Source organism: Limnohabitans sp., assembly GCF_036804465.1.
Taxonomy (GTDB): domain Bacteria; phylum Pseudomonadota; class Gammaproteobacteria; order Burkholderiales; family Burkholderiaceae_C; genus Limnohabitans.
On record NZ_DAIRSK010000004.1, the window covers coordinates 33,658 to 54,670 of the forward strand.

The window sequence follows — 21,013 nt, forward strand, 5'->3', positions numbered from 1 at the left end:
AACATGTCCTTTACCGTCAGCATCCAGAGCCAAGATTTTGATGTGAGCCACGAGCTTGCGGTCTTGCGTGCCGGTGATGCAAGGGTGGGGGCCGTGTGTTCGTTTCTAGGCACGGTGCGCGAGCGCAATGATGGCAGCGCAGTGGCCAGAATGGAGCTTGAGCACTATCCTGGCATGACCGAGAAGTCCATTTCAACCATGATGATGGAGGCCAATCAGCGTTTTGACATCTTTGCCGCCCGCGTGATTCATCGCGTGGGCTTGCTGCATCCAGAGGACCAAATTGTGTTTGTGGCTGTCACCTCGGCGCACCGAGGTGAGAGCTTCAAGGCCTGCGAGTTTTTGATGGACTACCTCAAAACCCAAGCACCGTTTTGGAAAAAAGAAGTCACGCCTGAAGGTGCACGTTGGGTAGATGCCCGCTTGAGCGATGACCAAGCTTTGGCGCGCTGGGGCATTCAAGCGACCAACATCACACCGCGTTAACGGTGTACGCCAGCGCACTGACTGGTGCGGCGGTCAATGGTTGAATATGCTTTGACTCAGATCAAAGCCGCTGGGTTGGGTTGGTCTTGAAATAAGACAGAGCAGCCTCAGTTACCCATCAATCCAATCCATTTCTCGGAGTTTCCATGCGAATCGACAAACTCACCACCAAGTTCCAAGAAGCTTTGGGCGATGCCCAGTCGCTCGCTTTGGGTGGCGACCACGCCTACATCGAGCCATCCCATGTGTTGGTCGCTATGCTGAGTCAAGACGATGGGCCTAAGTCGCTGCTGCAGCGCACAGGTGCCAATCTCGCTGGGCTGTTGTCCGCGGCACAAGAGGCGATGCATCGCTTGCCCAAGGTCGAAGGTCAAGAGCAAGTTCAAGTTGGGCGTGATACGCTGTCCTTGATTCAAGCTGCTGAAAAAGAAGCCATCAAGCGGGGCGATCAGTTTGTGGCCAGCGAATTGTTCTTGCTTGCCATGTGCGATCACAAAGGGAGTTGGGGCAAGCTTGCGGCACAAAACGGCTTGAACCGCAAGTCTTTAGAAGCCGCCGTCACCGCAGTGCGCGGTGGTCAAAAAGTGGACAACGCCGAGAGCGAAGGCCAGCGCGAATCCCTGAAAAAATACTGCATGGACCTCACTGAGCGGGCGCGTCAAGGCAAGCTCGATCCGGTGATTGGCCGTGATGACGAAATTCGCCGCGCCATTCAAGTGCTTCAGCGGCGTAGCAAAAACAACCCCGTGCTCATTGGTGAACCTGGCGTCGGCAAAACCGCGATTGTCGAGGGCTTGGCCCAGCGCATTGTGGCCGGCGAGGTGCCTGACTCGCTCAAAGGCAAGCGCGTGCTGTCGCTCGACATGGCCGCTTTGTTGGCGGGCGCCAAATACCGTGGTGAATTTGAAGAGCGCTTGAAAACCGTACTCAAAGAGTTGGCGCAAGACGAAGGGCAAACCATTGTGTTCATCGATGAGTTGCACACCATGGTGGGCGCTGGCAAGGCCGAGGGTGCGATGGATGCCGGCAACATGCTCAAGCCCGCATTGGCTCGTGGCGAACTGCATTGCGTGGGTGCCACCACGCTCAACGAATACCGCAAATACATCGAAAAAGATGCGGCGCTGGAGCGTCGATTCCAAAAAATCATGGTGGGTGAGCCTTCGGTCGAAGCCACCATTGCCATTTTGCGCGGTTTGCAAGAGAAGTATGAAGTACACCATGGGGTTGAAATCACCGATCCCGCCATCGTGGCAGCGGCCGAGCTGAGCCACCGCTACATCACCGATCGCTTTTTACCCGACAAAGCGATTGATTTGATTGACGAGGCAGCGGCCAAAATCAAAATAGAAATTGACTCCAAGCCCGAGGTGATGGACAAGCTTGACCGTCGCTTGATTCAACTCAAGATTGAGCGTGAGGCCGTGCGCAAGGAAAAAGACGAAGCTTCGCAAAAGCGCATGGAGCTGCTCGAAGAAGAGATTGACAAGATCGGCAAAGAGTATGCCGACCTTGACGAAATCTGGAAAGCTGAAAAGTCGTCCGCTCACGGCGGCGCGCAACTGAAAGAAGAAATTGACCGCTTGCGCCACCAGATTGAAGAGCTCACCCGCAAGGGCGAGTTCAACAAAGTGGCTGAATTGCAATACGGCAAATTGCCTGAGTTAGAAAAACGCATGAAGGAAGTCAACGCTCGGGAAAGTAGCAAGACCGCCGCCGCAGGAGGACATCGTCTGCTGCGCACGCAAGTAGGCGCTGAAGAAATTGCTGAAGTGGTGGCGCGCGCCACCGGTATTCCCGTATCTAAGCTGATGCAAGGAGAGCGCGACAAGCTTTTGCAAATGGAAGACAAATTGCACGACCGCGTGGTGGGGCAAGAGGAGGCCATCACCGCAGTGGCAAACGCCATTCGTCGCTCGCGTGCGGGCCTAGGTGACCCCAACCGTCCGACGGGTTCGTTCTTGTTCCTCGGTCCAACCGGCGTGGGCAAGACGGAGTTGTGCAAGGCTTTGGCAGGCTTCTTGTTTGACAGCGAAGACCACATGATTCGCATCGACATGAGCGAGTTCATGGAGAAACACTCGGTCAGCCGTCTGGTGGGTGCGCCTCCCGGCTATGTGGGTTACGACGAAGGTGGCTACTTGACGGAAGCCGTGCGTCGCAAGCCCTACAGCGTGTTGCTGCTCGATGAGGTGGAAAAAGCGCATCCGGATGTGTTCAACATCTTGTTGCAAGTGCTCGATGATGGCCGCTTGACCGATGGCCAAGGGCGCACCGTGGACTTTAAAAATACGGTCATCGTGATGACCTCCAACATTGGCTCGCCCATCATCCAAAGCATGGTGGGTCAAGATTTGCAAGACATCAAGGATGCGGTGTGGGACGAGCTCAAGTCGCATTTCCGCCCTGAATTCTTGAACCGCATTGATGAAACTGTGGTGTTCCATGCCTTGGATGCCGAGCACATTGCCAGCATTGCGGGCATACAGCTCAAAATTCTGGCGGCGCGTTTATCCAAGATGGACTTGACGCTTGTTGTGTCGCCCGCCGCTTTGGCCGAATTAGCCAAGGTGGGCTTTGACCCTGTGTATGGGGCTCGACCCTTGAAGCGTGCAATTCAGCAACGCATTGAGAACCCATTGTCCAAGTTGTTGTTGGAGGGCAAGTTCTTGCCCAAAGACACGATTGCGGTCAGTGTCGACCCTGTGCGTGCGCCAGGCGAGTTTGCATTCGCCAAGGCTGAGGCTTGAACCGCAGACACCCAGCCCAGCTGCCCTCGCCTAGGGGGCAGCGCAGCGCAGGTTATTTTTTGGCTTTGAAATTTGCAAAACTTTTTTGCAGATCACTCAGCTCTTCGCAGCCTGAGGTGCAAATTGTCTCTAAGCGTTTCAACATGGTTTGGGCACCCAGCACATCATTTTTCAATAAAAGTAACTCACCGTAATATTCCAAGGCGCCTAAATGCATCGGGTTTTTTTCTAATGCGGCCTTGTAATGGTGCTCAGCCTTGACCCACTGGCTAGGTGTTTTGGAGCGCAAGCTAAAACCCATCAAGTTATGCCAATCAGCGGATTGGTTTTCATCGGCTTGTGTGAGGACATGGATGGCCAAATCGTAGTTCTTGACTTCAATGGCTTGGCGCGCCTGGACGAACCATTCGGGAGAGGACAACTCAGCGGTCACGTCCCTGCCTATGCAAGACAACGACATGGCCCAGAGGATGAAAAGGGATAACAGTTTTTTTTCCATAGCGGGATGATTCTCCAGCGTCAAGGTGTGATTGACATCGTTTGTCGGGTGGCGAGGCAGGAGGGGACTTGCCGCCACTTGGCGAAAATGACCTGTACCAGTTAGGATAAGCCTATTCCTTTTGCTACGCTCTTATGACTACTTTGAACCCCGTATCCAGTCCATGGCGCGATGACGCAGCGGTCATCGGTTTGGTGGGTATTGCACACGCCAGTTCACACTTTTCGCATCTGTTGCTGCCACTCATGTTCCCCGTGTTCATGAGTACATTTGGCTTGAGCTATGCCGAGCTGGGCTTTTTGATGACGGTTTTTTTCGTCGTCTCTGGCATGGGTCAGGCTTGTGCAGGCTTTGTGGTTGATCGTCTAGGGGCGCGGCCCGTGTTGTTTGTTGCGCTGTTGCTCATGGCTGCGGGGTGCATGGCGGTGTCTGTTGCCAACAGCTATTGGGGCTTGATGTTGGGGGCCGCTTTGCTGGGGCTGGGTAACTGCTCTTTTCATCCTGTTGACTTCACCATCCTCAATCAAAAAGTATCTGCGCCACGCTTGGGCTATGCCTTTAGTGCGCATGGACTGACAGGGAATTTAGGCTGGGCCTTCGCACCCGTGTTCATGGTGGGATTGAGCGCTGCATTTGACTGGCGTATGGCCTATGTAGGCGCAGCGTTGCTGTTTGTAGGCATCTTTGCATTGCTCTTTTGGCAGCGTGAGCACCTGCTTGCAGAGGTGGTGAGCCACAAGCCGACCACCCCTCAGCTCAGCACCTTGGATTTTTTAAAAATTCCTGTGGTCTGGTGGTGCTTTGGTTTTTTCTTGCTCTCCACCATGACCTTGGCGGTGGTTCAAAGTTTTGCTGTCTCTATCTTGCAGGCGCTTCATCAAGTCACGTTTGAAGCTGCCACCCTCACCTTGACGGCTTACATGCTGTGCGCCGCTGCGGGCATGTTTGTTGGGGGCTTTGTCGCGGCACGCTGGCCTCGCCAAAGTGACAAAGTGGTGGCAATTTCTATGGCTACAGGGGCTTTGTTCATGGCCTTGTGTGGCAGCGGTCTGTTTGGTGCCGATTTGACGATGGTTATCTTGGCAGCCACAGGCTTAGCCATTGGGGTAGGTGGGCCTTCTCGTGACATGATGATCAAGAAAGCCACCCCCCAAGGCGCTACTGGGCGGGTGTATGGCATGGTGTATTCGGGCCTGGATACCGGGTTTGCCATTTCGCCGCTTATTTTTGGCGTACTCATGGATCACGGGTGGTATGGCGCGACCTTGCTCGGTGCTGCGTTTGTGTTGTTGCTGAGTGTGTTGCTGGCTTTGGGTGTAGGTCGAAGAATCGACCAAAGGTGAGGGTTCGCGTCCACCTTGAGTTGATGCGTTGATCCAATTAAAAAAGGGACCTCACGGTCCCTTTTTTTGGTTTGGCAAAAACTCAATTACTTGAGGTGTTTGCCGATCAAGCCAGCCAATTCAAACATGGTGACTTGAGCTTTACCGAACACAGCCTTGAGCTTGTCATCCGCATTGATGTTGCGCTTGTTGACTTTGTCTTGGAGACCGTGCTTTTTGATGTAGGTCCACATTTTGCTCACGACTTCAGTGCGTGGGACGGGTGTGTGGCCAATGACAGCAGCCAAGGCAGCGCTGGGCGTGAGTGGTTTCATGAAAGCGGCGTTAGGCGTGCGCTTTTTGGCAGGCGCTTTTTTGGCGGCCACTTTTTTCACAGCAACTTTTTTAGCAGCTGGTTTTTTTGCAGGAGCAGCCTTCTTAGCAGGGGCTTTCTTTGCAACTACTTTTTTAGCGGCTGGTTTTTTCGCAGGTGCTGCCTTTTTAGCAGGGGCTGCTTTTTTTGCAGCAGGCTTTTTAGCCGCTACTTTTTTCGCAGGTGCTGCCTTTTTGGCTGCTACTTTCTTTGCAGGAGCAGCTTTCTTTGCTGCTACTTTTTTAGCTGGAGCTTTCTTTGCAGTTGCCATGTTTCATTTCCTTCTAGAAGTGTTTGTTTTCAAGCCCTTAGAGATATCGCTCTAGAGCAACTCGGATGCTAATTGAGAACCCACTTCTTTCCAAGCTAAAAACAACTTTTTCATTGGAGGATGTTGTTTTTTTCATGGTGTTTTTAGCTTTCATTACAGGGCTTTTGCAAAAGGAGATGTGTGCCTCATTTGAAGTCTGCAAATCATTGAAAACTAATTTCACTATACGGTAAACTGCTTTGCTGCATCGCAATATTTTTTCTTGATATGAGAAATCAATTTTTACAATGCGGAATTATTATTTTAAGTCTTTGTTTTTTAAAGATAAAAATAAATTCTTATATAAGACATAAGAGGTGCATTAACTCTTATAGAAGACTTATAGTTGATTCCACGTTCACACTTTAACTAACTGGAGTAGACCATGCCTCAATCCCTCAACGAACAACTCAGCCGCGAACAACAAATTGCCGCCCTTGAAAAAGACTGGGCGACCAACCCACGCTGGAAAGGCGTCAAGCGTGGTTACTCTGCGGCAGACGTCGTGCGTTTGCGCGGCAGCATGCCCATCGAGCACACACTCGCCAAGCGAGGCGCAGAAAAGCTCTGGGAAAAAGTCAATGGCGGCGCCAAAAAAGGCTACGTCAACGCCTTTGGTGCCATTAGCGCAGGTCAAGCGATGCAACAAGCCAAAGCTGGCTTGGAGGCTGTGTATCTGTCGGGCTGGCAGGTGGCAGCGGATGGCAACAGCTCCGAGACCATGTACCCCGACCAGTCGCTGTATGCCTATGACTCAGTGCCGACCATGGTGCGCCGCATCAACAACACGTTCAAGCGCGCTGACGAAATTCAATGGGGTCGTGGCATCAACCCAGGTGACAAAGAATTCATCGACTACTTTTTGCCCATCGTGGCAGACGCAGAAGCTGGTTTTGGTGGCGTATTGAACGCATTTGAATTGATGAAAAACATGATTGTCTCGGGCGCTGCTGGCGTTCACTTTGAAGACCAGCTGGCTGCTGTGAAGAAATGTGGCCACATGGGTGGCAAGGTGTTGGTGCCTACCCAAGAAGCTTGCGAGAAGTTGATTTCAGCTCGTTTCGCAGCGGACGTCATGGGCACATCCACCATCGTGTTGGCACGTACCGATGCAGAAGCGGCCAACTTGATCACGTCTGACCACGATGCCAACGACAAGCCTTTTTTGACAGGCGAGCGCACACAAGAAGGTTTTTACCGCGTCAAGAACGGTTTGGAGCAAGCCATCAGCCGTGGCGTGGCTTACGCCCCATATGCCGACCTCGTCTGGTGCGAAACAGGCGTGCCTGACATTGGCTTCGCGCGCGAGTTTGCGCAAGCAGTTCACGCGGCATGCCCAGGCAAGTTGTTGTCTTACAACTGCTCACCTTCTTTCAACTGGAAGAAAAACCTCAACGACAACCAGATCGCTTCGTTCCAAGAGGACTTGTCAGCGTTGGGCTACAAGTACCAGTTCATCACCTTGGCGGGTATCCACATCAACTGGTACAACACCTTCCAATTTGCCCACGCTTATGCCAACGGCGAAGGCATGAAGCACTACGTCAACATGGTGCAAGAGCCTGAGTTTGCAGCGCGCGACAAGGGTTACACCTTTGTGTCGCACCAACAAGAAGTTGGCGCAGGCTACTTCGACGACGTGACCACCGTGATCCAAGGTGGCTCGTCTTCTGTGAAAGCCCTCACCGGTTCTACCGAAGAAGAACAGTTCCACTAAGCACGTCAAGTCAGAGACGGCCCGCAAGGGGTGTCTCTTGGTTTGAATAGGGTTTGAGACCACTCAGCGCGCAGGCGTTGGGTGGTTTTTTTGTGCGCTTAATTTGCAAACTGAGCACGCGCGGCATGCAATTTTTTGTAGCTGTCCATCAGACGGTGGTGTCTGTCCAGACCTTCGAGTTTCATGCTCGTGGGGGTCAGTCCGTAAAAACGCACGGTGCCTGCGACTGAACTCACGGCTGCTTCCATCCGGTCGTTGCCAAACATTCGGCGAAAGTTTTGTTCGTAATCTGCCAGTGCCAAGTCCGGATCGAGTTGCACCTGCAGCACCACGTTCAGGGCTTTGTAGAACAATTGGCGCTCGACCGTGTTGTCGTTGTACTGTAAGAAGGCGCCCACCAACTCTTGCGCTTGTTCCAATTGTTTCAAAGCCAAATGAACCAACAGTTTCAATTCAAGGACGGTGAGTTGGCCCCACACCGTGTTTTCATCAAACTCGATGCCGATCAGGGTGGCAATGTCCAAATACTCATCGAGTTCGTTGTTTTCCAAGCGATCGATCAAGGCTGACAAGCGGGTGTTGTCCAAGCGGTGTAGGTTGAGGATGTCTTCGCGAAACAGCAATGCCTTGTTGGTGTTGTCCCAGATCAAGTCTTCCACGGGATAGACCTCTGAGTAACCTGGCACCAAGATGCGGCAAGCCACGGCGCCAAGCTGATCGTAGACGGCGGTGTAAACCTCTTTGCCCATGCCGTGGAGGATGTCAAACAAAGCTGCAGCCTCTTGCACATTGGCGTTTTCACTTTGGGCAGTCAAGTCCCACTCGACAAACTCATAGTCAGATTTGGCGCTGAAAAAGCGCCACGACACAATGCCGCTGGAGTCAATGAAGTGTTCGACAAAGTTGTTGGGCTCGGTCACGGCGTTGCTCTCGAAGGTCGGTGCCGGTAAATCATTCAGACCTTCAAAGCTGCGGCCTTGCAACAGTTCGGTCAGGCTGCGCTCGAGCGCGACTTCGAAGCTGGGGTGCGCACCAAACGATGCAAACACACCGCCTGTGCGTGGGTTCATCAAGGTCACGCACATCACTGGGTAGATGCCGCCCAGCGACGCGTCTTTCACCAATACGGGAAAGCCTTGGGCTTCTAAGCCTTGAATTCCTGCAAGGATGCGGGGGAACTTGGCCAATACCGCTGGTGGCACATCAGGCAAACAAATTTCGCCTTCTAAGATTTCGCGTTTGACGGCGCGCTCAAAAATTTCAGACAAGCATTGCACCTGCGCTTCGGCCAATGTGTTGCCCGCGCTCATGCCGTTGCTGACAAATAGGTTTTCAATCAAGTTGGAAGGAAAGTACACCACTTCGCCATCGCAATGGCGTACAAAGGGCAGCGAGCAGATGCCGCGTGCTGCGTTGCCAGAGTTGGTGTCGATCAGGTGCGAGGCGCGCAGTTCGCCATCGGGGTTGTAGATGGGCAGGCAATAAGCATCCAAAATTTCAGGGGGCAACGCATCTTTTTTGCCGGGCTTGAACCAGCGTTCGTTGGGGTAATGGACAAAGGCTGCTTGAGCGATGTCTTCACCCCAAAAAACCCCCGCATAGAAATGGTTGTTGCTGATCCGTTCGATGTATTCACCCAAGGCCGAGGCTAAGGCGCTTTCTTTGGTGGAGCCTTTGCCATTGGTAAAACACATGGGCGAATGCGCATCGCGAATGTGCAATGACCACACGTTGGGAATGATGTTGCGCCATGAGGCGATTTCGATCTTGATGCCCAAACCTGCCAAGAGGCCCGACATGTTGGCGATGGTTTGTTCTAGCGGCAGGTCCTTGCCAGCAATCAAGGTGTGGGTGTCAGCGCTGGGTTTCATGCTGAGCAAGGACTGCGCATCGGCATCCAAATTCTCGACTTCTTCGATGACAAACTCGGGGCCTGCTTGCACCACTTTTTTGACTGAGCAGCGCTCAATCGCGTTCAAGATACCGCGGCGGTCAAGTTCTGGGATATCGGCTGGCAAGGCCACCTGAATCTTGAAAATCTGCTGGTAGCGGTTATCCGGATCCACAATATTGTTTTGCGAGAGACGGATGTTTTCAGTGGAAATTTTGCGTGTGTCGCAATACAACTTGACAAAGTAGGCGGCGCACAAGGCCGAGGAGGCCAAAAAATAATCAAAAGGCCCAGGGGCCGAGCCATCACCCTTGTAACGGATGGGTTGGTCGGCAATCACGGTGAAGTCATCGAACTTGGCTTCCAGGCGAAGCTTGTCGAGAAAGTTGACCTTGATTTCCATTATTTATAAAAGGCTTCGACCTTGCCTTTGATTTTGATCAGCAAGGGTTTACCTTTGCGATCCAGTGTTTTGTTGGCTGGCACTTTGATCCAGCCTTCGGACAAGCAGTACTCCTCAACATCGAAGCGTTCTTTGTCATTGAAGAGAATGCCAATTTCAAATTCAAATACAGCGGGCGCGTGATGGGGGCTGCGAGGGTCGGTTGACAAATGGTCGGGAAGGGCGGGGCGTGGGTTGGTGGTATCGGTCATGGTCTAGATTTTCCATGATTTAGGTTTGCAAATAAAATAAGCACACCTTATGCGCAAATTTTTCTTTCTACTCCTTTCAATGGCGTTGCAGCCCAACGCTTGGGCTGGGTGGGTGTTCTTGACGAACAACAGCCATGGGGCGAGTGATTATTATTTTTCGCCTGTAGAGAGCAAAGGCAAGCTCAAGAGCTTGCGCACATTCACACAGCTGCCGGTGGATGCCAAGGTGCCGTTTCATTCACCCAAAGCCGTGGTGAAAGTGGCTTTGTACAACTACACCTCTGAGCAATCGATGTATGAGATCAATTGCCAAGATCAGACCATTCATTTGATGGAGCGAATTTTCTACAGCGATATGGCGGGTAAGGCGCCGTTGATCACCCACAAGGTGAAAGACACCTTTATTCAGCAGAGTAACTCAGAGTTTGCCAAGCAGTTCATCAAGACCCCGCTGAACTTTTCCGATATCAGGCATTTCCGTATGTACGAGGCCGCTTGCCAATAAAAAAAGGGGACCGCTCTCGGCGGTGGATTGGAGCCCACACGCACCCTCAAAATTCGGGCTGGTGGCGAGAGCGGTCATAAACCTAAGCAACCTTGAAACCTTTGTATCGGCCTCAGTTGGCAAGGCTTGAGCTGTTGGGCTCATCTAATTGCCAAGGTTGTCCAAATTCATTTCGTTCGTGAAGGACTTGTGCCCACGGGTTTGTTGGCCGTCGATAATGAACCCACACCATGTCTGCTAGCCCTACCTCGACCCCCTCGTTTCGTGTTTTGAGCCTCATCCCACCGATGACGCAGCTCAACACGCCTTACCCCTCTACGGCTTACTTGACGGGCTTTTTGCGTTCGCAAGGCGTCGATGCCGTGCAAGCAGATGTGGCCTTGGCGTTGGTGTTGGCCTTCTTCACGCCTGAGGGATTGGGCAAGGTTCGCGACTGCGCCTTGGTCCAGTCCGAGGCTGAGCGGTCCGCCTGTGTGAATTATTTCCTTGACCACTTCGAGCGCTACCAATCCACCATCGCTCCCATGGTTGCCTTTTTGCAGGGCCGCGACGCCACCTTGAGTCACCGCATTGCGGGTCGAGGCTTTTTGCCGGAAGGCCCGCGCTTTGCTTCGCTAGACGTTTATGAAGATGACGGCAGTGGCGATCCCCTGGCTTGGGCCTTTGGCGCACTGGGTCAACAAGACCGCGCTCGCCATTTGGCCACCTTGTATTTGAACGACCTCGCAGATGTGCTGCGCGATGCCGTGGACAGCCGTTTTGAATTTGTACGCTATGCCGAGCAACTGGCAGGTAGCCAAGCCACATTTGAGCCCTTGGCTCAAGCATTGGGTGCTGCGCCCACATTGGTGGATACCACCTTGCAGGCCTTGACGCTTGAGGTGATTGCCAAACACCAACCGCAGCTGGTGCTGCTGTCGGTGCCGTTTCCTGGCGCGGTCTACGCAGCCTTTCGCATGGCGCAGACCATCAAGGCGCATCACCCCCAGATTCGGATTGGCTTGGGCGGTGGCTTTGTGAATACCGAGTTGCGCGAGCTGACCGAGCCTCGCGTGTTTGACTATGTGGACTTCATCAGCCTGGATTCTGGCGAGCGGCCTTTGTTGGCTTTGCTAGAACACTTGCAAGGCAAACGCAACGTGCAACGCTTGGTGCGCACGTTTGTGCGCAACGAAGCAGGCGCGGTGCAACTGATGAATTGGGCCGAGCCCGATGTGCCGTTCGAAAACGTGGGCACGCCCACTTGGGATGGCTTGCCCCTCGACCGTTATTTGTCTTTGCTTGACATGCTCAACCCCATGCATCGCCTGTGGAGCGATGGCCGTTGGAACAAACTGACCGTGGCTCATGGCTGTTATTGGAAAAAATGCAGCTTTTGCGATGTCAGCCTCGACTACATCTCGCGTTACGAAACCGCATCGGCCACCACGCTGGTAGACCGCATTGAGCACATCGTGGCCGAGACGGGGCAAACTGGATTTCATTTTGTAGACGAAGCCGCACCACCGAAAGCGTTGAAGGCCTTGGCGCTAGAGCTGTTGCGGCGCAAGGTGCATATTTCTTGGTGGGGCAATATTCGCTTTGAGAAAACCTTCACGCCCGAGCTGGCCGAGTTGTTGGCCCAAAGTGGCTGCATTGCTATGTCCGGCGGCTTAGAGGTGGCCTCAGATCGGCTGTTGAATTTGATGAAAAAAGGCGTGTCTGTCGAGCAAGTGGCGCAAGTCACCAAAGGCTTCTCAGATGCGGGCATCTTGGTGCACGCGTATTTGATGTACGGCTTTCCCACCCAGACCGTACAAGACACGGTGGATGCGCTGGAGTACGTGCGCCAACTGTTTGAAAACGGTTGTATTCAAAGTGGCTTTTTCCATCGCTTTGCTTGCACTGTGCATTCGCCTGTAGGGAAAAATCCAGAAGAATATGGTGTGCAGTTGGTCCCGCTGCCCAATGTGAGCTTTGCCAAGAATGACATCGCATTCATGGACCCTACAGGCACAGACCACGACACACTCGGACGAGGTTTGAAGAAAGCCATTTACAACTACATGCACGGCATTGGGGTGGAGCAAGATGTGCGCGCGTGGTTTGAGCTACCCAAGGGCAAGTGCCCCAAAACCACGGTGCCGCGTCAAAAAATAGCCAAGGCACTCGGTATCTTTTGAAAATTCTTGGCGTATGAATCTAAAACAGCAGAATTCGCGCTTAGAATGACCGCTTCGGAATCAAACGATCATGCGGGAATAGCTCAGTTGGTAGAGCGCAACCTTGCCAAGGTTGAGGTCGCGAGTTCGAATCTCGTTTCCCGCTCCACATTTAAAAGCCCTCAAATCTAGATTTGAGGGCTTTTTCTATTTCTGTGGGTGATTTACTTCTTTGGAAGAGCGCCACCGCTCTTGACGCACTCTTCCACCGTTTTGTATTCAGTGAACTTTTTGGTTTGCGCAAAGCTATTGCTATTTTTGTCGTGACAGATGCCTGATTCTGACTTTTTCACCAGGGGTTCTGTTGGCGCAGTCGCTTGCCCGGCTGCTGGACGGCCACCACTCTTGACACACTCATCCATGGAGCCAAAGCCTGTGAACTTTTTGGTGTTGCCAAAAGAGGCGCTGGATTTGTCATGGCAAATACCGGTCTCTGACTTTTTCACGACGGGTTCAGCCGCATCCTTTTTGTCAGCTGCGTAAGCCAGATTCAGGCCTGAGACCAGCAGGGCTGCCAACAAGAAATGGTGAGTGGTGCGTTGTGTCATGAGCAGTCTCCAATAAGGGGTGTTTGAGTTTGTGGTTTTAAGCAGTGCTTCAATAAATCCAACTCAAATATAGTCTAAAAATATTGCAATTGCGTCATGACTTTTCTGAGTCTCAGAGGCAGCTGACGTAAAATGGTTTGATTCAACGACACTGCCCGAGTGGTGAAATTGGTAGACACAAGAGACTTAAAATCTCTCGCTTCCGTAAGGGGCGTACCGGTTCGATTCCGGTCTCGGGCACCATCACACAAGCACAAGGAAGGAGTTTCGTCATGGCACGCTACAACGCCGCGTATGAAATTCATGTCCATGGATTGATCCCTCTTCATCCTGAGGTTGCCTTAGATCAGTTGCAAGACGCCCTGCGTCCTTTGTGGCTTTATGCGGGCGCTGTATCTCTTGAAGAAGGTGCATCTAGCGCCTATCCTGATGAGCCGGGCATTCGCTTCAACCCCGAAGAGCACACCCTCCAAATCTGCTGGACTGTGTCTGGCGATGATGATTTCCGTCAAAGTTTGGATGAAATGTGCATGAGCTTGAACGAGCTCACTTGCGCAGGCGCGCCCATCGAGGTCACGTTTTACGACAATGATTTTGACGAGCAAGAAGATGCACGCGGTCAAGATTCACGCGATGACTTTGTGATGCTTTTTGTGGGGCCTACCCCCGCCGACATCATGCAAGCGCAGCGCGACATGCTGGTCAACGACGTGATTCAGATGATGGAGCGTCATTTTGACGGCGCTGAATTGGGTGGTGTGGTCCATGAAATAGACAAGCTGTTTTCTGAGCGGTTTGACAACCTTGTCAACTCACTCGATTTGGGGCGACCACCGCGTGGCCCCAATGGCGGTCACGGGGGTGGCGGTCATGGCGGGCGCAAGCCCCGTCACTTGCACTGACCAGGTCAGTTGGACTTGATGTCAATGCCTTTGAACTCGCCGGTGGCAATGCGCTTTTCCCACTCAGCTGGGCCGGTGATATGGGCGCTGGTGCCACCCGAGTCCACCGCCACGGTCACGGGCATGTCGATCACGTCGAACTCATAAATGGCTTCCATGCCTAGGTCAGCAAAGCCCACCACTTGGGCGTGCTTGATGGCTTTTGAGACAAGGTAGGCCGCACCGCCCACGGCCATCAGGTATGCAGATTTGTGCTTTTTGATCGCCTCAATGGCGGTAGGGCCGCGTTCAGCTTTGCCCACCATGGCGATCAAACCGGTTTGCGACAACATCATTTCAGTGAATTTGTCCATGCGGGTGGCCGTGGTCGGGCCTGCAGGTCCAACGGCTTCATCGCCAACAGGGTCGACAGGGCCGACGTAGTAAATCACGCGGTTGGTGAAGTCCACAGGCAGCTTCTCACCCTTGGCCAACATGTTTTGAATGCGTTGATGTGCAGCATCGCGGCCAGTGAGCATTTTTCCGTTGAGCAACAGCGTTTGGCCGGGCTTCCAACTTGACACTTCTTGGGGCGTCAGGCTGTTGAGGTCCACACGTTTGCTTTTTTCTGTGTCGGGCGTCCAGTTGACGTTGGGCCACAGGTCGAGTGAGGGCGCGTCTAAAAACACGGGGCCAGAGCCATCCAGCGCAAAGTGGGCGTGGCGTGTCGCTGCGCAGTTAGGAATCATCGCCACGGGCTTGCTGGCGGCGTGGGTGGGATACATCTTGATCTTGACGTCAAGCACGGTGGTCAAGCCGCCCAAGCCTTGAGCGCCAATGCCCAAAGCGTTGACCTTGTGGTAGAGCTCCAAGCGCAAGTCATCCACCTGACTGAGTTTGTCGCCCTTGCTAGATTTTTCAAGCAGTTGGTACATGTCCAGATCGTCCATCAAGCTTTCTTTGGCCATGAGGACGGCTTTTTCGGCTGTGCCGCCAATGCCTATGCCCAGCATGCCAGGCGGACACCAGCCCGCACCCATGGTGGGCACGGTTTTGAGCACCCAGTCCACCACGCTGTCACTGGGGTTGAGCATCACCAGCTTGGATTTGTTCTCGCTGCCGCCGCCTTTGGCTGCCACGGTGACGTCGACTTTGTTGCCGGGCACGATTTGCGTGAAGATGACTGCTGGGGTGTTGTCTTTGGTGTTTTTGCGGGCGAACTGGGGGTCGGCTACCACCGAGGCGCGCAGCATGTTGTCGGCAAAGTTGTAGCCACGGCGCACGCCTTCGTTGACGGCGTCTTCCAAGCTGCCGGTAAAGCCTTCCCAGCGCACATCCATGCCCACTTTCAAAAACACGTTGACGATGCCGGTGTCTTGGCACATGGGGCGGTGCCCGATGGCACTCATTTTGCTGTTGGTCAAAATTTGCGCGATCGCATCTTTGGCCGCTGGGCTTTGCTCACGCTCGTAGGCGCTTGCCAAGTGAGAAATGAAGTCAGCAGGGTGGTAGTAGCTGATGTATTGCAGGGCAGCAGCGACCGACTCAATCAAGTCGTTTTGGCGGATCGTGGTCATGGATAAGGTCCTGAAAAGGGCAGAGGTAAGGGACTGCGACAGAGTTTAATCAAGGCCCCTGTCGCCATGCTTGCAGCGCAAAGCTGGGGGTTTATTTAAGGCTCAACACCCAAGCGGCCAGTTTTTTGGCGTCGGCATCGCTGACTTGCGTATTGGCAGGCATCGGCACAGGGCCCCATACGCCCGCGCCACCTTTTTGAATTTTGATGGCGAGTCTGTCAACTGCTGTTTTGTCGCTCGCATATTTTGCAGCCACATCTTTGTAAGCAGGTCCAACCAATTTTCTTTCTGTTGCGTGGCAGGCCATGCAGTTTTTGGAGGTGGCCAGTGCCGAGTCCGCGTAAGCGGGAGCGATTGAAAAAAACACGCCGATCAGCGTCAAAGAAATGTATTTCATATGGCCTCTCAATCGCTCAGCTTGCTCAATAGTCGTCTAGCACAGCACCTTTGCTGGCGCTTGATGCATTGAAAGCGAACTTGGCTTGAACACCACGCATGTAACGTGGCAAAGGTGCCTTCCAGCCGACCTTGCGTTTGGCCAGTTCGGCGGCATCCACATTGAGCTGCAGCAGCAATTGGCGTGAGTCGATGGTGATGGAGTCACCTTCATGCACAAAGGCGATATTGCCGCCCGCTGCAGCTTCAGGCGCCACATGGCCGACAACCATGCCCCACGTGCCGCCTGAGAATCGACCATCGGTGATGAGGCCCACGCTCTCACCCAAGCCCGCGCCGATCAATGCACCAGTCGGCGCCAACATTTCAGGCATACCCGGGCCGCCCTTGGGGCCAAGGTAGCGCAAGACCATCACATCGCCAGCAACGATCTTGCCGTCCAAGATGGCTTGCAGCGCCGTCTGTTCATCATCAAACACGCGCGCTGGACCGGTGATGACTGGGTTTTTCAGGCCGGTAATCTTGGCCACAGCACCTTCGGGAGACAGGTTGCCCTTCAAAATAGCCAAATGACCTTCAGCGTACATGGGCTTGTCGATAGGACGAATCACATCTTGGTCTGCGCGCGGTGCATCAGGAATGTCTTTTAAGTTTTCTGCCACGGTCTTGCCAGTGATGGTCAAACAATCGCCGTGCAACAAACCGGCTTTGAGCAAGATCTTCATCACTTGTGGAATCCCGCCTGCTTTGTGCAGGTCGACGGCCAAGTATTTGCCGCTGGGTTTTAAGTCGCACAGAACAGGCACCTTGCGACGCACGCGCTCGAAGTCGTCGATGGTCCATTCCACGCCCGCAGCATGAGCGATAGCCAAAAAGTGCAGCACAGCATTGGTCGAGCCGCCCGTGGCCATGATGACGGCCACGGCATTTTCCAGGGCTTCTTTGGTCACAATGTCGCGCGGTTTGATGTCTTTTTTGACCGCTTCTATCAGCACCCGGGCTGACTCTTGTGCCGAGTTCATTTTTTCGTCATGCGGATTTGCCATCGTGGACGAGTAGGGCAGTGACAAACCCAAGGCTTCAAAGGCGGAGGACATGGTGTTGGCGGTGTACATGCCACCGCAGGAGCCAGTGCCTGGAATGGCGCGTTGCTCAATTTGTTTGAGGTCTTCATCGCTCATGTTGCCAGCAGCGTTTTGCCCCACGGCCTCAAACACGCTGACGATGTTGAGTTCTTGGTCTTTGTAATAGCCAGGCAGAATTGTGCCGCCGTAGACGTAAATGGCAGGCACATTAGCACGCAGCATGCCCATCATGCCGCCTGGCATGTTTTTGTCGCAGCCACCCACCACAACGACACCATCCATCCATTGACCTTGCACACAGGTTTCGATGCAGTCAGAGATCACCTCGCGGCTGATCAAGGAGTATTTCATGCCCTCTGTGCCCATGGCCATGCCGTCTGAAATGGTGGGTGTGCCAAAAATTTGAGCATTGCCGCCTGCTGCTTCAATCGCTGCAACCGCAGCATCGGAGAGCTTTTGCAAGCCGCTGTTGCAAGGGGTGATGGTGCTGTGGCCATTGGCCACGCCAATCATGGGCTTTCCAAAGTCGCTTTCTTGGTAACCCATGCCGTAATACATGGAGCGGTTGGGTGCGCGAGATTTGCCCTCGGTGATGTTGGCAGAGCGGCGGTTGATTTTGATGGTTTTGGTGTCCATGGTGTCTCAGATTTTTGTTGGATGGCCAAGTTTACCCGCGCTGCGGTCATGAAACTGCAAGACTGCCAAGGCACAATCAAACCATGATGATGCACCCCACGATCGACCCTGTTGCCCTTCAATTGGGCCCTTTGGCCATCCATTGGTACGGTCTGACTTACCTCGCGGCCTTTGCGCTGTTTGTCGCCTTGGCACGTGGGCGACTGCACCATGCGCCCTACGCGGCACAAGTGGCGCTGGGGGCATGGTCAAAACAAGACATCGAAGACATCTTGTTCTACGGTGTGCTGGGTGTGGTTTTGGGTGGTCGTATTGGCTATTGTGTTTTTTACAGCCCCAGTTACTACTTGATGCACCCCCTCGAAGTGTTTGCCTTTTGGCAAGGTGGCATGAGTTTTCATGGGGGAATGCTGGGGGTGTTTGTGGCGACGGCTTGGTTTGCCAGGAAGCGTGAACGCCCTTGGTTGTGGGTGACCGACTTCATCGCACCCTGCGTGCCCACAGGGTTGGCCGCTGGACGCGTCGGCAATTTCATCAATGGTGAATTGTGGGGCAGGGCGGCAGATCCATCCCTGCCTTGGGCCATGGTGTTTCCACAAAGTGGAACCATGATGGCGCGCCATCCTTCCCAGATCTACCAGTTTTTAGGTGAGGGCATTTTGTTGTTCATTGTCATGTGGCTTTACGCGCGAAAGCCTCGCCCCGTGGGTGCCGTGTCCGGTATGTTCATGATGGGCTACGGTATGTTGCGATTCATGGCCGAGTACTTCCGCGAGCCTGATGCGCACCTTGGACTGCTGGCACTGGGCATGACCATGGGGCAGTGGCTTTGTGTGCCGATGGTAGGTATTGGGGTGTGGCTTTGGCTGCGCGCCAATCGCCAGATCGAAACTGTATAAATTGTATTAAAAGTCAGGGTAAGTCCCTGAGTGCTGAGCGCGTCACATGTCGGCTATGGGTTGATAATTACGCGTAATTACAGACCCTCTCACCGACACAACACCTGATGCGCGCGCTTGCTAGCTCTTTGCACGATGACGTGGCTTCACAGTTGCGTGACTACATCTTTGATGGTCAACTCAGGCCCGGTAGCTTCATTGATGAAGTGGCCTTGTGCGAACTTTGGTCTATCTCACGCACACCATTGCGAGAAGCGCTTAAGGTATTGACCGCCGAGGGTTTGTTGCGCCACGAGCCGCGTCGCGGATGCTTTGTGAACGAGGTGACTGCGCAAGACCTAGACAATATTTTTCCCGTCATCGCCTTGCTCGAAGGCCGCTGTGCGTTTGAGGCGACTCAACGTGCCACGCCTGAAGATCTCAAAGCGCTCGAAGTTTGGCACCGACGCTTGCAGCAGCATGCAGAGGCTGGCCGTATCAACGATTACTACCAAGCCAATTTCGCCATTCACGAGGCCATCATTCAACTGGCCAGCAACAAGTGGTTGACCCAAACGATCGACGATTTACGAAAAATTTTGAGGCTCGCACGCTTGCAGCAGCTGTATGCGCCTGGGCGGTTGCAGCAAAGTTTGGCCGAGCATTTGGCCATCTTCGCTGCGATCAAGGCAGGTGATGCCGCTGGCGCAGACGCCGCCATGCAGCACCACTTATTGCAGCAACGTGAGGCATTGCTGGACCTGGCCTCGTTCAGCCGCAGTGTGTTGACTGTCTAAATTCGGCATCACGCCAGAAAGAGACATGGGATGAACCCAACCAATTGGCTCAGCAGCAAACTCCATTTGCTCCGCAACACGGCTTCTGTCGCGCAGGGCCCCAAGCCAGAAGACCGATCTTCGCGTGAGCGATTGAGCGCCACCTTGCGCCAACAAAAAGAGGCCTTGTCACCTCGCTCGTTGCGCCGCACGCTCACCCTGTTGCAAGCCGTGGTCGATCCGCGTGTGAGCGAGGTCGAAGGTGGTCGTCGCGCCAAAGATCTGGCCGATTGGTATGGCAAAGCCCTGGCCGCAGAGCGACAAGATTTGTGGCTGCTCATCAGCGAGCAGTTTGGCCCCGATGCCCTGAAGGTGCGAGCCGCGCGTGATGACTACGACGCCGCCTTAGGCACCGTGGAAGAAGGCCCTGCTGAGATTCGGTTGCGCCGTGCTTTGGTGTCGCCTCGCACGCGGTTGCTGCAACGCTTTGCGGCGTCAGCTGGCGGAATGCGTTTTTTGTTGGATCTGCGCGCCGAGTTGCTGCCCTACCTCAAAGGCAACAAGCGCTTGCAAGCCTTAGACGCAGAACTGGAAAACCTTTTCTCCACTTGGTTTGATGTGGCGTTTTTAGAGCTGCGCAGCATCAGCTGGGATTCGCCCGCCTCATTGATAGAAAAGCTCATCAAGTACGAGGCTGTCCACGACATTCGCAGCTGGGCTGATTTGAAAAATCGTTTGGACAGCGACCGCCGCTGCTATGGGTTCTTCCACCCTAGCTTGCCCAACGAGCCCTTGATCTTTGTGGAGGTTGCTTTGTTGCACGAGATGGCTGACAACATCATGCCTTTGTTGGATGAGTCAGCCGCTCCAGCAGATTTGCAAAAGTCCACCGTGGCGATTTTTTATTCGATCAGCAACACACAAGGTGGTTTGAAAGGTGTGAGCTTTGGTGACTCTTTGATCAAGCGCGTGGTGGAGACTTTGCGTGCTGAATTTCCCAAACTCAAAACCTTCGCCACCTTGTCGCCGATTCCAAGTTTTCGCCCTTGGTTGGTCAAACATGCGCAAGATTTATTGGCTCGGCTCAATGAAAAAGAGCTATCCGCATTGGGCCGAGAAATCAGCTTTGAGCCACCCACTGCCAGCCATGTGTTGGCGGCTATTGAGCAGCCTCAGTTATTGGAGGTGTTGTCCGTCAAATCAGCCTTGCGTCAATTTCTCATGCGAGCAGCTGCGCACTATTTGGGACAAGCCAAATTGGGTGACCAAGTGTTGGACCCTGTGGCGCGTTTTCACTTGGGTAACGGCGCACGCATTGAGCGCATCAATTGGTTTGCTGACCCATCGACCAAAGGCATCAAGCAATCTCATGGTTTGATGGTCAATTACTTGTATGACCTCAAACGCTTAGATAAGCACCGACAGATGTTAGAAAAAGGCGTGGCCCCAGCCTCTGGTGAAGTAGAAGACATGTATTTCAAGTGATCAATCACGTTCGTTTTTAAACCAAGAAGGAGACAGACATGAA

The 21,013-nt window shown here is 53.5% G+C and carries 18 protein-coding genes and 2 tRNA genes; 12 read left to right on the top strand and 8 right to left on the bottom strand.

Translation table 11 applies throughout. The features are described from left to right. Positions 1 to 3 precede the first annotated feature (3 nt). On the top strand, positions 4 to 486 hold the full coding sequence (locus tag V7Q41_RS02905; RefSeq protein WP_333842565.1) for a molybdenum cofactor biosynthesis protein MoaE: 483 nt from the start codon (positions 4 to 6) through the stop codon (positions 484 to 486). Between the two features lie 146 nt (positions 487 to 632). Next, entirely contained in the window at positions 633 to 3,236 is a 2,604-nt protein-coding gene (gene clpB, locus V7Q41_RS02910; protein WP_333842568.1) for an ATP-dependent chaperone ClpB, read from the top strand. A 52-nt stretch (positions 3,237 to 3,288) separates the two neighbouring features. Here the strand turns inward: clpB and V7Q41_RS02915 are convergent, their stop codons facing one another. Beyond that, positions 3,289 to 3,735 (bottom strand): hypothetical protein, encoded by a 447-nt coding sequence (locus V7Q41_RS02915; protein ID WP_333842570.1) that lies wholly within the window; start codon positions 3,733 to 3,735, stop codon positions 3,289 to 3,291. 134 nt (positions 3,736 to 3,869) lie between these two features. Between V7Q41_RS02915 and V7Q41_RS02920 the strand changes: the two genes are divergently transcribed. After that, entirely contained in the window at positions 3,870 to 5,078 is a 1,209-nt protein-coding gene (locus V7Q41_RS02920) for an MFS transporter (protein ID WP_333842572.1), read from the top strand. Between the two features lie 86 nt (positions 5,079 to 5,164). Here the strand turns inward: V7Q41_RS02920 and V7Q41_RS02925 are convergent, their stop codons facing one another. After that, complete coding sequence (locus tag V7Q41_RS02925; protein WP_333842574.1) at positions 5,165 to 5,701, bottom strand: SWIB/MDM2 domain-containing protein; 537 nt, start codon at positions 5,699 to 5,701, stop codon at positions 5,165 to 5,167. 424 nt (positions 5,702 to 6,125) lie between these two features. Between V7Q41_RS02925 and aceA the strand changes: the two genes are divergently transcribed. Next, entirely contained in the window at positions 6,126 to 7,457 is a 1,332-nt protein-coding gene (aceA, locus tag V7Q41_RS02930; RefSeq protein ID WP_333842576.1) for an isocitrate lyase, read from the top strand. 98 nt (positions 7,458 to 7,555) lie between these two features. Here aceA and V7Q41_RS02935 read toward each other — a convergent pair whose 3' ends face one another. Both V7Q41_RS02935 and V7Q41_RS02940 read right to left on the bottom strand, forming a co-directional pair. Then, positions 7,556 to 9,751: an OsmC domain/YcaO domain-containing protein gene (locus V7Q41_RS02935; protein WP_333842579.1), complete on the bottom strand. Its 2,196-nt coding sequence runs from the start codon at positions 9,749 to 9,751 to the stop codon at positions 7,556 to 7,558. After that, complete coding sequence (locus tag V7Q41_RS02940; RefSeq protein WP_333842582.1) at positions 9,751 to 10,002, bottom strand: DUF3297 family protein; 252 nt, start codon at positions 10,000 to 10,002, stop codon at positions 9,751 to 9,753. The genes V7Q41_RS02935 and V7Q41_RS02940 overlap by 1 nt, the downstream gene beginning before the upstream one ends. Before the next feature lie 79 nt (positions 10,003 to 10,081). On the opposite strand from V7Q41_RS02940, the gene V7Q41_RS02945 reads away from it, so the two are divergent. The 3 genes from V7Q41_RS02945 (at position 10,082) to V7Q41_RS02955 (ending at position 12,817) form a co-directional block, all read left to right on the top strand. Beyond that, positions 10,082 to 10,507: a surface-adhesin E family protein gene (locus tag V7Q41_RS02945; protein WP_333842585.1), complete on the top strand. Its 426-nt coding sequence runs from the start codon at positions 10,082 to 10,084 to the stop codon at positions 10,505 to 10,507. Positions 10,508 to 10,737: 230 nt separating this feature from the next. Beyond that, positions 10,738 to 12,669: a B12-binding domain-containing radical SAM protein gene (locus V7Q41_RS02950; protein WP_333842588.1), complete on the top strand. Its 1,932-nt coding sequence runs from the start codon at positions 10,738 to 10,740 to the stop codon at positions 12,667 to 12,669. Between the two features lie 72 nt (positions 12,670 to 12,741). Then, positions 12,742 to 12,817: transfer RNA gene (locus V7Q41_RS02955), tRNA-Gly, on the top strand. A gap of 55 nt (positions 12,818 to 12,872) precedes the next feature. Here the strand turns inward: V7Q41_RS02955 and V7Q41_RS02960 are convergent. Next, entirely contained in the window at positions 12,873 to 13,256 is a 384-nt protein-coding gene (locus V7Q41_RS02960) for a hypothetical protein (protein WP_333842590.1), read from the bottom strand. A gap of 153 nt (positions 13,257 to 13,409) precedes the next feature. Between V7Q41_RS02960 and V7Q41_RS02965 the strand changes: the two genes are divergently transcribed. Both V7Q41_RS02965 and V7Q41_RS02970 read left to right on the top strand, forming a co-directional pair. Next, positions 13,410 to 13,499, top strand: a tRNA-Leu gene (locus V7Q41_RS02965). Between the two features lie 29 nt (positions 13,500 to 13,528). Continuing rightward, positions 13,529 to 14,158 (top strand): DUF6806 family protein, encoded by a 630-nt coding sequence (locus V7Q41_RS02970; protein ID WP_333842593.1) that lies wholly within the window; start codon positions 13,529 to 13,531, stop codon positions 14,156 to 14,158. 5 nt (positions 14,159 to 14,163) lie between these two features. Here V7Q41_RS02970 and V7Q41_RS02975 read toward each other — a convergent pair whose 3' ends face one another. From V7Q41_RS02975 to ilvD, 3 genes are all read right to left on the bottom strand, one after another. Further along, positions 14,164 to 15,714, bottom strand: a complete 1,551-nt coding sequence (locus tag V7Q41_RS02975) for a fumarate hydratase (protein ID WP_333842595.1) — start codon at positions 15,712 to 15,714, stop codon at positions 14,164 to 14,166. A 91-nt stretch (positions 15,715 to 15,805) separates the two neighbouring features. Next, on the bottom strand, positions 15,806 to 16,111 hold the full coding sequence (locus V7Q41_RS02980) for a c-type cytochrome (protein WP_333842597.1): 306 nt from the start codon (positions 16,109 to 16,111) through the stop codon (positions 15,806 to 15,808). A gap of 25 nt (positions 16,112 to 16,136) precedes the next feature. Further along, the gene (ilvD, locus tag V7Q41_RS02985) at positions 16,137 to 17,831 is read right to left on the bottom strand and encodes a dihydroxy-acid dehydratase (RefSeq protein WP_333842600.1); all 1,695 of its coding nucleotides are present in this window, start codon (positions 17,829 to 17,831) and stop codon (positions 16,137 to 16,139) included. An 83-nt stretch (positions 17,832 to 17,914) separates the two neighbouring features. Between ilvD and lgt the strand changes: the two genes are divergently transcribed. The 3 genes from lgt to V7Q41_RS03000 all read left to right on the top strand — a co-directional run bounded on the left by lgt (position 17,915) and on the right by V7Q41_RS03000 (position 20,970). Beyond that, positions 17,915 to 18,730, top strand: coding sequence for a prolipoprotein diacylglyceryl transferase (gene lgt, locus V7Q41_RS02990; protein ID WP_333842602.1), 816 nt, complete (start codon positions 17,915 to 17,917; stop codon positions 18,728 to 18,730). Positions 18,731 to 18,837: 107 nt separating this feature from the next. After that, complete coding sequence (locus tag V7Q41_RS02995) at positions 18,838 to 19,506, top strand: GntR family transcriptional regulator (RefSeq protein ID WP_333842604.1); 669 nt, start codon at positions 18,838 to 18,840, stop codon at positions 19,504 to 19,506. 30 nt (positions 19,507 to 19,536) lie between these two features. Beyond that, positions 19,537 to 20,970, top strand: coding sequence for a malonyl-CoA decarboxylase (locus V7Q41_RS03000; protein WP_333842606.1), 1,434 nt, complete (start codon positions 19,537 to 19,539; stop codon positions 20,968 to 20,970). Positions 20,971 to 21,013 lie beyond the last annotated feature (43 nt).